We start from the raw sequence: 14,191 nt of genomic DNA, 5'->3' as shown, positions 1-14,191 counted from the left end.
GGCCCGGGCCGCCGCAATTTTGGGCTTGTCAACCGGCCGTGCGTCGACAAGATAGCGCTCCCGCCGCCTGGAATGGCTGGCGAACATAAGATACGCCTGTGAAGCGGCGATGACGGGAGCCACCAGAGAATGATCGGACTCGTGCTCGTGACGCACGGTCAACTCGCTACCGAGTTCCGACATGCCGTAGAGCATGTCGTCGGGCCGCAAGACAATTTCGAAACCGTGGCGATCGGCGCCGACGACGACATGGAGCAGCGCCGGGCCGACATCGTCGACGCAGTCGCGCGCGTCGACACCGGCGCAGGCGTCATCGTGCTCACCGACATGTTCGGCGGCACGCCTTCCAACCTCGCCATCTCGGTGATGGAATCCGGCCGCACGGAGGTCATCGCCGGCATGAACCTGCCGATGCTGATCAAGCTCTCCTCGATCCGCAAGGGCGACAACATGGCCGCCGCGCTCGACGAAGCGCAGGCGGCCGGCCGTAAATACATCAACGTCGCCAGCCAGCTCCTGAGCAGCAAATGAACGCATCGGCGCCGCGGACGGATGAGGTGGTGCGGGAGTTCCCGATCATCAATCAGCGCGGCCTGCACGCGCGCGCTTCGGCCAAGTTCGTCCAGGTCGCCAGCGGCTTCGACGCCATCATCCATGTCGAGAAGGACGGCGTGAAGGTCGGCGGCACCTCGATCATGGGCCTGATGATGCTGGCGGCGAGCCCAGGCTATTCGATCCGCGTCATCGCCAGCGGCCCGGAAGCCGTGCCGGCCATGGACGCGTTGGAGCAGCTGATCGCCTCGCGTTTCGGCGAGGAAATCTAGTTCCTCAGCACAGGGTTTTTTCCGGTCGGCTCTGTTTGCGTTGGCAGGCGGCATGCCTTGGAGATTGGCCGAAACGCCCATCGCGTCGTTGCGGCGGCTTCAACCAATCCCCGGCGTTTGCGCCGATTTCACGGAACATCTCGCTTTTCCGAAGACATGCGCGCATAAAGATTTCTTTATGTCCCATTGTCGTGCGGCGACCGATCTGGTAGTCAAGCCGGCAACCGCGCCCTCCCATGCGCCTTCCGGCGTCGGCGCGCCTTAAGAAAAATCACACCGGAGCACTGCCATGACGGGTAGCAAGGACTATGTGGTAGCCGATATCTCGCTTGCCGGCTGGGGCCGCAAGGAGATCGAGATCGCCGAAACCGAAATGCCGGGCCTGATGGCCTGTCGCGAGGAGTTCGGCGCCAAGAAGCCGCTGAAAGGCGCGCGCATCACCGGCTCGCTGCACATGACCATCCAGACGGCGGTGCTGATCGAGACGCTGAAGGCGCTGGGCGCCGACATCCGCTGGGCCTCCTGCAACATCTTCTCGACCCAGGACCACGCGGCCGCGGCCATAGCCGAGGCCGGCATTCCGGTCTTCGCCATCAAGGGCGAGTCGCTGGAAGACTATTGGGACTACACCGACCGGATCTTCCAGTGGACCGATGGCGGTACCTCCAACATGATCCTGGACGATGGCGGCGACGCCACCATGTACATCCTGCTCGGCGCGCGCGCCGAGGCCGGCGAGGACGTGCTGTCCAATCCCGGCAGCGAGGAGGAAGAGATCCTGTTCGCCCAGATCAAGAAGCGCCTGAAGGCTTCGCCAGGCTTCTTCACCAAGCAGCGGGAAGCGATCCGCGGCGTCACCGAGGAGACCACCACCGGTGTCAACCGCCTCTACCAGCTGCAGAAGAAGGGCCTGCTGCCCTTCCCGGCGATCAACGTCAACGATTCCGTCACCAAGTCGAAATTCGACAACAAATACGGCTGCAAGGAATCGCTGGTCGACGGCATCCGCCGCGGCACCGATACCATGATGGCCGGCAAGGTCGCGGTGGTCTGCGGCTATGGCGATGTCGGCAAGGGCTCGTCGGCCTCGCTGCGCGGCGCCGGCGCGCGTGTGAAAGTCACCGAGGTCGACCCGATCTGCGCGCTGCAGGCGGCGATGGACGGCTATGAGGTGGTGACGCTGGAAGACGCCGCGCCCACCGCCGACATCGTCATCACCACCACCGGCAACAAGGACGTCGTCACGCTCGACCATATGCGGTCGATGAAGGACATGGTGATCGTCGGCAATATTGGCCACTTCGACAACGAGATCCAGGTGGCGGCGCTGCGCAACCTGAAATGGACCAACATCAAGCCGCAGGTGGATTTGATCACCTTCCCGGACGGCAAGCGTATGATCCTTCTGTCCGAGGGCCGCCTGCTCAACCTCGGCAACGCCACCGGTCATCCGAGCTTTGTCATGTCGGCCTCGTTCACGAACCAGGTGCTGGCGCAGATCGAGCTTTTCAGCAAGCACGGCCAGTACGAGAACCAGGTCTATGTGCTGCCCAAGCACCTCGACGAGAAGGTCGCGCGGCTGCATCTCGACAAGCTCGGCGCCAAGCTGACGGAGCTGTCCGGCGAACAGGCCGCCTATATCGGCGTGACGCCGCAGGGTCCGTACAAGCCTGAACACTACCGCTATTAACCAAAGCGAAATTATCTACCATATATTGAAGCCGGGTGGTTGACTTTCCATCCGGCTTTATTTTTTGCGCCAATGATTCTTCACGCCGATTCCAGCAAGCGTTATTGTTGTGATTCGCGGTCCGGGGACATGTTGGGCCGGGGACGCATCAGGGCGGTCTTGCATTCAAGCGGCGAAGAGGACCAAGACATGCCGGGGGATTACCCGCCACGCGCGGGAAAGGCCGTTTCCGGCGGCCATGAGGATTCGAATGATGCCGGCCCCGGCGTGAGCCGCGGCGGTTTTCGTGCCGGCTCGCGGCTGGCCTTGCTGCTTGCGACCTCGACGCTTGCCGGCCCGCTCCTCGCCTTTGCGGCCCACGCCGAGACGGGCATTCCGGCAAAGGCCGCGGCGCCGGTCAGCACGCTCGAGGTCATGCAGCTCGCCATGTTCGTGGGCGTGATGGGCGCGGCGCTGGTTTCGGCCATATTCCTTATCCGCGAGCGCGCACGCACCGCCTCGCAGAACCTGCAGCTCAGGGCCCGCATCGCGGACGTCAACGCTGCGCTGCAGCGTTCCGAGGCGCTGCTCAATCTGCGCGACCAGCGCCTGATCGTATGGACAACGGACAACAAGAAACCCGAACTCATCGGCAGCCTGCCGCTGGAAAGCGGCGCGCCTGACGACAGGTCCGCCTTCCTCGCTTTCGGCCGTTGGCTGATGCCGCGCTCGGCGGCGGCGTTGGAGCACGCGGTTGCCGCGTTGCGCGAACAGGCGAAGACCTTCGATCTGGTCATCGAAACGCAGGCTGGCGTGCCGCTGGAGGTGCATGGGCGCAAGAGCGCGGCGCATGTGCTGGTGCGTTTCGTCTCGCTGTCGGAGACGTTGCGCAACCAGGCCAGGCTGAAGATCGAGAACCAGCGGCTCAGCGCCGACTACGACACCTTGATCGGCCTGCTCGACGCGTTGAAGATGCCGGCGTGGCTGCGCGGCGCGGACGGGCGATTGCAATGGGTCAACCGCGCCTATGCGGAGGCCGTGGAAGCAGGAAGCGCCGCCGCGGCCGTGCGCGACGCGACGGAATTCCTTGGCGGCCAGGCGCGCGATCAAATCGCCGAGCAGCATAAGTCGCACCCGGTCTTCGAACAGACGCTATCCACCGTGATCGAAGGCGATCGCCGCATGTTCGCGGTCACCGACTTCGCCGGCGCCGACGGTTCGGCGGGGCTCGCCTGCGACACCAGCGCGGCCGAGACGATCCGCGCCGAATACGAGCGGACCGTGCGCAGCCATGCCGATACGCTCGACCAGTTGAACACCGCCGTGGCGATCTTCGACACCGAGGAAAAGCTGCGCTTCTTCAACCAGGCCTTCCAGAAGCTGTGGGGTCTCGACTCGGGCTTCCTGCTCAGCGCTCCCTCCAACACGCTGCTGCTCGACAGGCTGCGCAGCGAAGGCAGGATCGCCGAGCAGCCGGAATGGCGGCGCTGGAAGGAAAACCTGCTCAGCGCCTATCGCGCCGTCGAATCGCAGGAACACTGGTGGCACCTGCCGGACGGCAAGACGATCCGCGTCGTGGCGAACCCGCAGCCGAAGGGCGGCGTCACCTGGGTGTTCGAGAACCTGACCGAAAAGATGGACCTCGAAAGCCGCTACCAGACCGCCGTGCGGGTGCAGGGCGAGACGCTGGACAATCTCGCCGAAGGCGTGGTCGTATTCGGTCCGGACGGGCGGCTGCGCCTGTCCAATCCGGCCTTCGTCGCGCTGTGGGGGCTGACCGTGGAAGCGGTCAAGCCGAACGTCCATGTTTCGGCGATCCGCGACCTGTGCGACCAGCGTGCGGCGAACAGCCCGTGGGGCGGCTTCGTCGCCGCAGTCACCGGCTTCGACGACGAGCGCCGCGACCGCCGCGGCCAGATCGAGCTCGTCGACGGGACGGTGCTGAGCTACGCGGTGATCCACCTGCCCAACGGCCAGGTGATGATCACCTTCGTCGACGTCACCGACACCGTCAATGTCGAGCGGGCGCTGAAGGACAGGAACGAGGCGCTGGAGAAATCCGACCAGCTGAAGAACGAATTCGTGCAGCACGTTTCCTATGAGCTGCGCTCGCCGCTGACCAACATTATCGGCTTCACCGAGCTTCTGTCGCTGCCCGCGACCGGGCCGCTGACGCCGAAGCAGCGCGAATATGTCGAGCATGTCGGCTCGTCGTCCTCGGTGCTGCTCACCATCGTCAACGATATCCTCGACCTGGCCACCGTCGATGCCGGCATCATGCAGCTCGACATCTCCGAGATGAACATCGACCGGACGATCGCCGCGGCCGCCGAGCTGGTCGCCGATCGGCTGGACGAGCATCAAATCAAGCTCGAGATCGATGCGGCGGAGGCGCCGGCGAGCTTCCATGGCGACGAGACCCGCATCCGCCAGATCCTCTACAACCTGCTCAGCAACGCGGCGAATTATGCGCCGGAGGCAAGCACGATCCGGCTTACCTGCCGCCGGCTGGCCGACGGCGTCGAGTTCTCCGTGCATGATGATGGCCCTGGCATGCCGCCGGATGTGCTGGAATCGGTCTTCCGCCGCTTCGAGCCGCGCGCCAACGGCGGGCGGCGGCGCGGCGCCGGGCTTGGGCTTTCGATCGTCAAGAGCTTCGTCGAACTGCATGGCGGAACCGTGCGCATCGAGACCGGCCAGGACAGGGGCACCACGGTGATCTGCACCTTCCCGGACAAGCCTTCCGGAATCCCCGATACTCCGGCGGGCATCCGCGACGCGGCCGAGTAGCGCGGACTATATGGCTGAACCAGTGTTGGAACGTTTTCTCGCCGACGAGGCGGCCACGGCAAGGCTTGGCGAGGACCTCGCCATGGCGTTGCGCGCGGGCGACGCGATCGCGCTGAAAGGCGATCTCGGCGCCGGCAAGTCGACGTTGGCCCGCGCGCTGATCCGGGCGCTCGCCGACGACGCCAATCTCGAAGTGCCGAGCCCGACCTTCACCCTGGTGCAGAGCTACGAGACGCGCGTTCCGGTGCATCATTTCGACCTCTATCGGCTGTCCGCTCCGGACGAGCTCGACGAGCTCGGCCTCGATGACGCGCTAAGCCAAGGCGCGGCGCTCATCGAATGGCCGGAACGGGCCGCTGACCGCTTGCCGGAAACGGCGCTGTGGGTCGATCTTGCCGAGCAGGGCGAAGGCCGCGTGGCGCGGCTTTCCGGGCAGGGACCGGCTTTCGAGCGCGTGGCGCGATCGCTCGCGATGCGCGATTTTCTGGCCTCCGCCGGATGGGGCGAAGCCAGCCGCCGCTACTTCGTCGGCGATGCTTCCGCCCGCTCCTACGAAATCGTCTCGCTGCCCGGCAAGGCGCCGCGCGTGCTGATGAACTCGCCGCGCCTCGTGCTCGGGCCGCCGGTTCGCGACGGCAAGCCCTATGCGGTGATCGCCCACACGGCGCAATCCGTCGCCGCCTTCGTCGCCATCGACCGGGCGCTGCTTGGGGCCGGCGTCAGCGTGCCGGCGATCCATGCCCAGGATCTCGACCAGGGCTTTCTGCTCATCGAGCATCTCGGCTCGGAAGGTTTCCTCGGTCGCGACGGCCAGCCCATCGCCAAACGCTACGAGGCGGCGGCCGAATTGCTGGCCATGATGCATGGCAAGGCCTGGCCTACGCGCTTGGAAGCGGCGCCCGGCGTATTTCACGACGTGCCGCCTTTCGACCGGGAAGCCATGCTGATCGAAGCCGACCTTCTAGTCGACTGGTATGTGCCATGGATCACCGGCGAACCGGCAAACGACGCGTTGCGGGCAGGCTACCACGAGGTATGGAACGCGCTCCTCGATCGCCTGGCAGGCAGCGAATACACGCTGATGCTGCGCGACTTCCATTCGCCCAACATCATCTGGCGGACCGAGCGCGCCGGCCTCGACCGGCTGGGCATCGTCGATGTGCAGGACGCGCTGATCGGGCCTGCCGCCTATGACGTCGCTTCTCTGGCCATGGATGCGCGCGTCACCGTCTCGCCCGAGATCGAGCGGCGCACCGTCGCGGCTTATGTCGCGGCGCGGCGCGCCGCCGGCGCTTTCGACGAGGCCGGCTTCGCCGAGGCCTATGCGATCATGGCCGCGCAGCGCAATTCGAAGATCCTCGGCATCTTCGTGCGGCTCGAAAAACGCGACGGCAAGCCTTACTATCTGAAACACCTGCCGCGCATCCGCGATTATCTGAGGCGGGCGCTGGCGCATCCGGCGCTGGGCGGCCTGAAGGATTTCTACATGGCCCACGGCCTGCTCGAGGAACGGGTCCCATGAAGCCGACGACTGCGATGGTGCTGGCGGCCGGGCTCGGCAAGCGCATGCGGCCGATCACCGACACGATGCCCAAGCCGCTGGTGAAGGTCGCCGGCAAGACCTTGCTCGATTGGGGGCTGGACAGCCTGGAAGCCGCCGGCGTCGCCAAGGCCGTCGTCAACGTGCACTATCTGCCCGAGCAGATCGTCGCGCATGTTGCCCATAGGCGCGCACCGAAGATCGTCATCTCCGACGAGCGCGAGGCGCTGCTGGAATCGGCTGGCGGCATCGTCAAGGCGCTGCCGCTTCTGGGTGGCGAGCCCTTCTACATCATCAATGCCGACACCTTCTGGATCGACAGCGGCCAGCCCAGCCTAGAGCGTCTTGCCCTTGCATGGGACGCCGCGAGAATGGATATTCTGCTGATGCTTACCGATCTCAACTCAGCGACCGGGCACTGCGTCGGCACCGATTTCCTTGTTGCCCCTGATGGAGCTCTACGGCGCTCAAAGGGCGATCCGGCGGGCCTGATCTATGCCGGCGCCGCCATCATCCATCCGCGCATCTTCAAGGACGCGCCCATGGGCTCGCATTCGCTCAATGTCTATTTCGACAAGGCGATCGCCGCAGGGCGCCTGTTCGGCATGAAGATGAACGGACGCTGGATCACCGTCGGCACTCCGGACGCCATTTCGGCGGCCGAGGCAGCCGTGGCCGGCGCCCTAGCGAAGGCGGTATGAGCGGCACGCGCCGCGTCTTTTCCATTCCGCCCGGAGCGCCGTTCCTGCCGACGCTGGCGGGGGCGTTGCTCGACGGACGCCTGATCCCCGGCTTCCGCTTCGACGGCGACCCGCTGGCGCTCGCCGACGCCACCATCTATGTGCCGACGCGCCGCGCGGCGCGGGCGCTGCGCGGCGCCTTCGTCGATGTTTTAGGGAAACACTCCGCCATCCTGCCGACGGTGCGGCCGCTCGGCGAGTTCGACGAGGACGAGGCGGCCTTCGACGCCGAAGCCGCGCCGGCGATAGATCTGGCGCCGCCGATCGCGGCGCAGGAGCGATTGCTTTTGCTGGCACCGCTGGTGCGCGCCTGGAAGGAAAGCCTGCCGGCGCATGTCAGGGCTCGGTTCAACGAGGAATTCGTCGTGCCGACCTCGGCCGCCGACGCCATCTGGCTGGCGCGCGACCTTGCCAGGCTGATGGACGAGATCGAGACCGAAGGCGCGGATTGGGCAAAGCTCGCGGCGCTGGTTACCGGCAACCTCGCCGGCTGGTGGCAGGTGACGCTGGATTTCCTCGGCATCGTCACTGACAACTGGCCCGAACTGCTCAAGGAGCGCGACCGCTCCAATCCGGCCGCGCATCGCAGCGCGCTGATCCGGCTCGAAGCAGCGCGGCTGAAGCGCAATCCGCCGGCCGGGCCGGTGATTGCCGCCGGTTCGACCGGCTCCATCCCCGCCACGGCGGAACTGCTTGGCGTGATCGCCGGCCTGCCCAACGGCGCCGTCGTGCTGCCCGGGCTCGACCGCGAGCTCGACGACGCATCCTTCGCGGCGATCACGGCGCCTGGCGCGCGCCCGGCAACGCTCGGCCACCCGCAATACGGCCTCGCCAAGCTGATCGGCGGCATCGGCATTCCGCGCCGCGACGTCGAGGACCTTGTTGCGGCGCCATCGCCGCTCGCGTTGCGCGCGGCCCTGGTCGGCGAGGCGCTGCGGCCAGCCGAAACCACCGAATACTGGACCGAGACGCGGCCGCGCTTCACGGCAGTCGACATCGAACAGGCGCTGGCCGGCGTGACGCTGGTTGAAGCGGCGAACGAACGCGACGAGGCGGCGGCAATCGCCATCGCGCTGAAGCGCGCCGTGGAGGCCCCAGGCAAGCGCGCGGCGCTCGTCACCGGTGACCGCGCGCTGGCGCGGCGGGTTTCGGCCGAGCTTTTGCGTTTCGGCGTCGTCGCCGACGATTCCGGCGGCGCGCCTTTAATCAATACACCGGCCGCCAGCCTGCTCAGGCTCGCGCTGAGCGCCGCCTTCCGGCCCGGCGATCCGGTCGGCCTGCTTGCCTTGCTCAAGCATCCGCTGCTCGCGCTCGGTCTCGAACGCCAGGCCATGCGCAAGGCTGCCGAGCTCGTCGAGCTGGTGGCGCTGCGCGGCGGCACGGGCCGGCCCGATGTCGCGTCGCTCGGCGCACTGTTCGAGACACGGCTGGCGGAACTGAGCGGCGACACAAGGCAGCCTTTCTGGTTCTCGCGCTTGACCGTGCGCGGCATCGAGCAGGCCCAAGATATGCTTAGCCGCCTTACCAAATCGCTGTTGCCGCTCACCGCGATGCGCGACGAGAAAGGCGCCGATATTGCGACACTGACGCGCGCGAGCGTGGTCGCGCTGGAAAGTCTCGGTCGCGCCGTCGACGGCGACCTGGCGGAGCTCTATGCCGGCGATGCGGGCGAGAAACTCGCCGACCTGCTGCGCGGGCTGGTGGCGGCGTCGTCGCCCTTCACCTTCGCCGCTTTGGAGTGGCCCGACGTGATGGAGGCGCTGATCGCGCCGGAGACGGTCAAGCCGGCGCAAGGCAGCGATCGCAACATCGCCATCTGGGGCGCGCTGGAGGCTCGGCTGCAGCATGTCGACATGCTGGTCATCGGCGGGCTCAATGAAGGGGTTTGGCCGCGCAAGCCCGAGAGCGACCGCTTCATGTCGCGGCTGATGAAGACCGGCATCGACCTCGAGCCGCCGGAGCGGCGCATCGGCCTTGCCGCGCATGACTTCCAGATGGCGATGGGCTCCGGCGAAGTGGTGCTGACGCGCTCGGCCCGCTCCGGCGACGCGCCGGCGGTGCCGTCGCGCTGGCTGCAGCGCATCCTGACCTTCCTCGGCAAGGAGCCGGCGGCGGCACTTCGCGGCCGCGGCGACGCACTGCTTGCCTGGGCGCGCGCGCTCGATGCCGGCGAGAAGAAGGATTTTGCCTCCCGCCCGCAGCCGAAGCCGCCGATCAGCCTGCGCCCGCAGCATTTCTCGGTCACCGAGATCGAGACGCTGCGCCGCGACCCCTACGCGGTCTATGCGCGGCGCATCCTCGGCCTGGTGCCGCTGGAGCCGTTGATCCGCGATCCGGGCGCGGCCGAACGCGGCACTTTGTTCCACGAGATCCTGCATCTGTTCTCGCGGCGGGTCGAGGATCCAATGGCGTCGAGCGCGCTGGCCAGCCTCATTGAAGCGGGCCGTACCTGCTTTGCCGACGCAAAGCTTCCGCCGGATATCGAGGCTATCTGGTGGCCGCGTTTCGAAAAGCTCGCCGAAAACATCATCGAATGGGAGCATGGCCGCGCCGATGCGGTCGCAAGGCGCTATGCCGAGGAGCGCGCCGAGAAGACGGTGGTCGGCCGCACCGGGGTGACGCTCTCCGGCTATGCCGATCGCATCGACCTGCTTGCCGGCGGCATGGCCGACATTCTCGACTACAAGACAGGGTCCTCGCCCTCGAAAGCGCAGGCGCACACGCTGCTGTCGCCGCAGCTCGCGCTGGAGGGCGCGTTGCTCAGGCGCGGCGCCTTCAAGGAACTCGGCATCCGCGAACCCTCGCAGCTCGCCTTCGTGCGGCTGAAGCCGAATGGCGAGGTATTCGAGGAATCGATCCTCGACTACAATCGCAAGTTCCGCACCGCCAACGACCTTTCCGAGGAGGCCTGGGCGCGGCTGGAACGGCTGCTCTTCCATTATGCCGACCCGACCACCGGCTATCTGTCGCGCGCGCTGCCCTTCCGCGAGGGCGAGGCCGACGGCGACTACGATCATCTGGCGCGGGTGCTCGAATGGTCGGCCGGCGGCGCCAGCGAGGACGAGGCGGAGGGATGAAATATCCGATCCCCTCCGATACCGCCGCCAGCCAGGCGCGCGCCTCTGATCCCGCCTACTCCGCCTGGGTGTCGGCCAATGCCGGTTCGGGCAAGACGCATGTCTTGGCGCAGCGCGTCATCAGGCTCCTGCTCAACGGCACCGACCCGTCGAAGATCCTGTGCCTCACCTACACGCGGGCTGCCGCCGCCAACATGTCGAACCGCGTGTTCTCGACCCTGTCGGAATGGACAGCGCTGCCCGATGCGGAACTGGCGATCAGGATCGCGGCGCTGGACGGCCGCGGCGCCGACCGCGACATGATGCGGCGCGCGCGCCGGCTGTTCGCCGAGGCGCTCGAGACGCCGGGCGGGCTGAAGATCCAGACCATCCACGCTTTCTGCGAATCCGTGCTGCACCAGTTCCCGCTCGAAGCCAATATCCCGGCGCATTTCGAGATGCTCGATCCGCAGATGGAGGCCTCGCTGTTCGCCGATGCCCGCCGCGACATGATCTCCGGCGCAGGCGCCGGCGTCGAAGGGCTGGCGGAAGCCTTTGCCACCGTGCTGGAACGCGGCGGCGAGTTCGGGCTCGATACGCTGCTTGCCGAGATCGTCGGCAAGCGCGATGAACTGCGCGGTTTCATCGCCAAGTTCGACGAGGATCGGGACTTCCGGCCGCTGTTCGCCGAATTCGGCTTCAGGCCTGGACAGACGGCCGAGGACATCGCTGCTTCGCTGTGGCCGCTGCCTGGCTTTTCGCCTGGCCAGCTCGCTGAATTTGCCCGTGCCGCCGAGGCAGCCGACGCCAAGCAAGTGTTGAACAATGTGCTGCCCTATGCGCAGAGCGCCTTTGCCGAGGCCGATCCGATCCGGCGGCTGCGCCTGCTCGCCAAGGCATTCCTGCGTGCGGACGGCGACCCCTACGATCCGCCCAAAATCTTCAGGAAGGCGCTGATCGACCGCCTGCCCGACCTGCCGGACCGCTATTTCGTGGTGGCGAAGGCAATCCTCGACGTAACCGACCGGCTGGCGCTGTTCCGCATGCTGGAAGGGACAGCGGCAGCACTGACCGTCGCCGGCTGGCTGATCGCGCGCTACGAGCAGTTGAAGCGCGGGCGGGGTTTCCTCGACTTCAACGATCTCATCACCCGCACGGTCAGTCTCTTGTCGCGACCGGATGCCGGACCATGGGTGCAGTTCAAGCTCGACCAGGGCATCGACCACATCCTGCTCGACGAGGCGCAGGACACCAGCCCGGACCAGTGGGAAGTGGTGAAGAAGCTGACGGAAGAGTTCTTTGCCGGGCTTGGCCAGCGCGAAGCGGTGCGCCGAACTGTCTTTGCCGTCGGCGACGAGAAGCAGTCGATCTACTCCTTCCAGGGCGCGGCGCCGGATTCCTTTGCCGAAAGCCGGCTATTGTTTGCCGGTCGCGTGCGCGACGCGGAGGCCGACTTCGCCAATCTCAAGCTCACCTGGTCGTTCCGGTCGAGCGACGACGTGCTGGCTGCGGTTGACCGCGTCTTCGCCGAACCGGGCGTCAGGCGCGGCATCAGCCACGATCCAGACCCTCTGAGTCATAAGGCGATCCGCAATGACGCGCCGGGCTATGTCGAGGTGTGGCCCTCGGTCGGCGCCGAAATGGTCGAGGAGCCCGACGACTGGACCTTGCCGGTCAACCATGCCAGCGCGCCCGCGGTGCGCGTCGCCGAGCACGTGGCAACGACCATCCAGACCTGGCTGCGCAGCGGCGAGGTCATCGAAGGCAAGGGCAGGAAGCTGACCGCCGGCGACATCCTGGTCCTGGTGCGCAAGCGCGATCGTTTCGTCCATGCGCTGTCGCGTAGCCTCAAGAACCGGCAGATCCCGGTCGCCGGCGCCGATCGCCTCAGCCTACCAGGCCATATCGCGGTGCAGGACCTGATCGCGCTTGGGCATTTCCTGATCCAGCCGGAGGACGACCTATCCTTGGCCGCGGTGCTGCGCAGCCCGATCTTCGAGGTCTCCGAGGAGACGTTGCTGACGCTTGCCGGCCAAAGGCCGAAGGGCCAGCCGCTGGTCGCCTCGCTCAGGCAACATGCGGCCGAGGATGTTTCCCTCGCCGCTGTCGTTAGCCGGCTCGACGGCTGGGCAACCGAAGTGGCCTTCAAGCCGGTGTTCGAATTCTACGCCGCGGCACTGGCGCGCGACGGACTGCGCCGCAAGATGACGGCGCGGCTAGGACCCGAAGCCGGCGACATCCTCGACGAATTCCTGAGCTTTTGCCTGGCCGAGGAACGGACCGGCCTGCCGGGGCTGGAATCCTTCCTCTCGACGCTCGAAAATGCCGGCCCCGAGATCAAGCGCGAGATGGACCAGACGCGTGACGAGGTCCGCGTCATGACCGTGCATGCCGCCAAGGGTCTCGAAGCGCCGGTGGTCTTCCTGGTCGATGGCGGCTCGGCGCCGTTCAGCGACCAACATCTGCCGCGGCTGATGCCGTTCGAGAGCTCGGGGACGCAATGGAAAGGCAAGGGCTATCTGTGGCGCTCGGCCAGCGACGTCTCCAACGGCGTGTCGAAGGCGGCATCGGTGCGAGCGCGCGAACTGGCGGACGACGAGTACCGGCGGCTGCTCTATGTCGGCATGACGCGTGCCGAGGACCGGCTGGTCGTCTGCGGCTATCACGGCAAGCGGCAGCCGAGCCCCGGCACGTGGCATTCGATCGTCAGCCGCGCGTTGCTCGGCGCGCCCGAGAGCTCCGAGCGCCGGCATCCGGCGACGGCCGAGGTGGCGGTACATCGCTTTCATATGACCGGGCTGCCGCCGGTGGCATTGACCGGCATCGACGAGGCAGGGCCGTTCGAGCATATCGCTCCGCTGCCTGAAGACCTGTTCCGGCCGCTGCCGCGTTATGAGGAGCTGCCGCGGCCGCTTTCGCCTTCCGGCGCCTCGGCGCTGATCGACGAGGCGAAAGAAGCCGTCCCCGACACTCGCTCGCCGGTGCTCGACGCCGCCGCCGAACCCGGCTTTGCGATCATGCGCGGCCTTGCCCTGCACAAATTGCTGCAGATGCTGCCCGGCATCGCGGAGGAGGAAAGGCGGGGCGCCGCCGAGCGTTATCTGGCGCGCGCCGGCGCCGGCTGGCCGGACGGCGAGCGCGACAAGGCGCTGGACGCGGTGCTCGCCATCCTGTCCGACGGCCGCTTCGGCGCGCTTTTCTCGCCATCCTCCCGAGCGGAGGTCGCCGTCATGGGCAGCCTCGAGGTGAAGGGCAGGCTGCGCTCGATCTCCGGCAAGATCGACCGGCTGGCGGTCACGCCCGAAAAGGTGTCGATCATCGACTACAAGACCAACCGACCGGCGCCTGGGAACCTGGCGGAGGTGCCGTCTGCCTATGTGCTGCAGCTTGCGCTCTACCGCGCGCTGCTTCTGCCGCTCTATCCGGGGCGCGAGGTGACGGCGGCGTTGCTCTTCACCGAGGCGCCGCGCCTGATCGAGCTGCCCGCCCACGCCATGGATGACGCCCTTGCCCGACTCACGGCAGCGTGACACAAGAACTGCTTGAACATCGCCGCCACAACCACCACATTT

8 protein-coding genes are annotated in these 14,191 nt (G+C 66.7%); all 8 read left to right on the top strand.

Annotation, left to right across the window (positions count from 1 at the left end; all coding sequences use genetic code 11):
- The first annotated feature begins 129 nt into the window (after positions 1–129).
- Positions 130–531 carry a PTS sugar transporter subunit IIA gene (locus LB526_RS22310; protein WP_027166957.1) on the top strand — a complete coding sequence of 134 codons (402 nt, stop codon included), beginning with the start codon at positions 130–132 and terminating at the stop codon, positions 529–531.
- Positions 528–824, top strand: coding sequence for an HPr family phosphocarrier protein (locus tag LB526_RS22305; protein WP_140843515.1), 297 nt, complete (start codon positions 528–530; stop codon positions 822–824). Before LB526_RS22310 ends, LB526_RS22305 begins: the two co-directional genes overlap by 4 nt.
- A gap of 289 nt (positions 825–1,113) precedes the next feature.
- Positions 1,114–2,514, top strand: coding sequence for an adenosylhomocysteinase (ahcY, locus tag LB526_RS22300; RefSeq protein ID WP_095767996.1), 1,401 nt, complete (start codon positions 1,114–1,116; stop codon positions 2,512–2,514).
- 189 nt (positions 2,515–2,703) lie between these two features.
- Positions 2,704–5,283, top strand: a complete 2,580-nt coding sequence (locus tag LB526_RS22295; protein WP_224629867.1) for a sensor histidine kinase — start codon at positions 2,704–2,706, stop codon at positions 5,281–5,283.
- 10 nt (positions 5,284–5,293) lie between these two features.
- Positions 5,294–6,805, top strand: a complete 1,512-nt coding sequence (tsaE, locus tag LB526_RS22290) for a tRNA (adenosine(37)-N6)-threonylcarbamoyltransferase complex ATPase subunit type 1 TsaE (RefSeq protein WP_224629866.1) — start codon at positions 5,294–5,296, stop codon at positions 6,803–6,805.
- On the top strand, positions 6,802–7,524 hold the full coding sequence (locus LB526_RS22285; RefSeq protein WP_224629865.1) for a nucleotidyltransferase family protein: 723 nt from the start codon (positions 6,802–6,804) through the stop codon (positions 7,522–7,524). The genes tsaE and LB526_RS22285 overlap by 4 nt, the downstream gene beginning before the upstream one ends.
- A complete protein-coding gene (addB, locus tag LB526_RS22280) occupies positions 7,521–10,640 on the top strand; it encodes a double-strand break repair protein AddB (protein WP_224629864.1) in 3,120 nt (1,039 codons plus the stop codon). The genes LB526_RS22285 and addB overlap by 4 nt, the downstream gene beginning before the upstream one ends.
- The gene (gene addA / locus LB526_RS22275) at positions 10,637–14,149 is read left to right on the top strand and encodes a double-strand break repair helicase AddA (protein ID WP_224629863.1); all 3,513 of its coding nucleotides are present in this window, start codon (positions 10,637–10,639) and stop codon (positions 14,147–14,149) included. The genes addB and addA overlap by 4 nt, the downstream gene beginning before the upstream one ends.
- Positions 14,150–14,191 lie beyond the last annotated feature (42 nt).

The organism is Mesorhizobium sp. CA6 (assembly GCF_020165035.1).
GTDB lineage: Bacteria > Pseudomonadota > Alphaproteobacteria > Rhizobiales > Rhizobiaceae > Mesorhizobium.
The sequence above is the reverse complement of the archived record's forward strand: the minus strand, read 5'-3'. Positions and strand labels throughout refer to the sequence as shown.

What these genes read in the sequence shown, in the direction of transcription:
- LB526_RS22310 (WP_027166957.1), top strand. Translation starts at nt 130, where the DNA reads ATGATCGGACTCGTGCTCGTGACGCACGGTCAACTCGCTACCGAGTTC.
- LB526_RS22305 (WP_140843515.1), top strand. Translation starts at nt 528, where the DNA reads ATGAACGCATCGGCGCCGCGGACGGATGAGGTGGTGCGGGAGTTCCCG.
- ahcY (WP_095767996.1), top strand. Translation starts at nt 1,114, where the DNA reads ATGACGGGTAGCAAGGACTATGTGGTAGCCGATATCTCGCTTGCCGGC.
- LB526_RS22295 (WP_224629867.1), top strand. Translation starts at nt 2,704, where the DNA reads ATGCCGGGGGATTACCCGCCACGCGCGGGAAAGGCCGTTTCCGGCGGC.
- tsaE (WP_224629866.1), top strand. Translation starts at nt 5,294, where the DNA reads ATGGCTGAACCAGTGTTGGAACGTTTTCTCGCCGACGAGGCGGCCACG.
- LB526_RS22285 (WP_224629865.1), top strand. Translation starts at nt 6,802, where the DNA reads ATGAAGCCGACGACTGCGATGGTGCTGGCGGCCGGGCTCGGCAAGCGC.
- addB (WP_224629864.1), top strand. Translation starts at nt 7,521, where the DNA reads ATGAGCGGCACGCGCCGCGTCTTTTCCATTCCGCCCGGAGCGCCGTTC.
- addA (WP_224629863.1), top strand. Translation starts at nt 10,637, where the DNA reads ATGAAATATCCGATCCCCTCCGATACCGCCGCCAGCCAGGCGCGCGCC.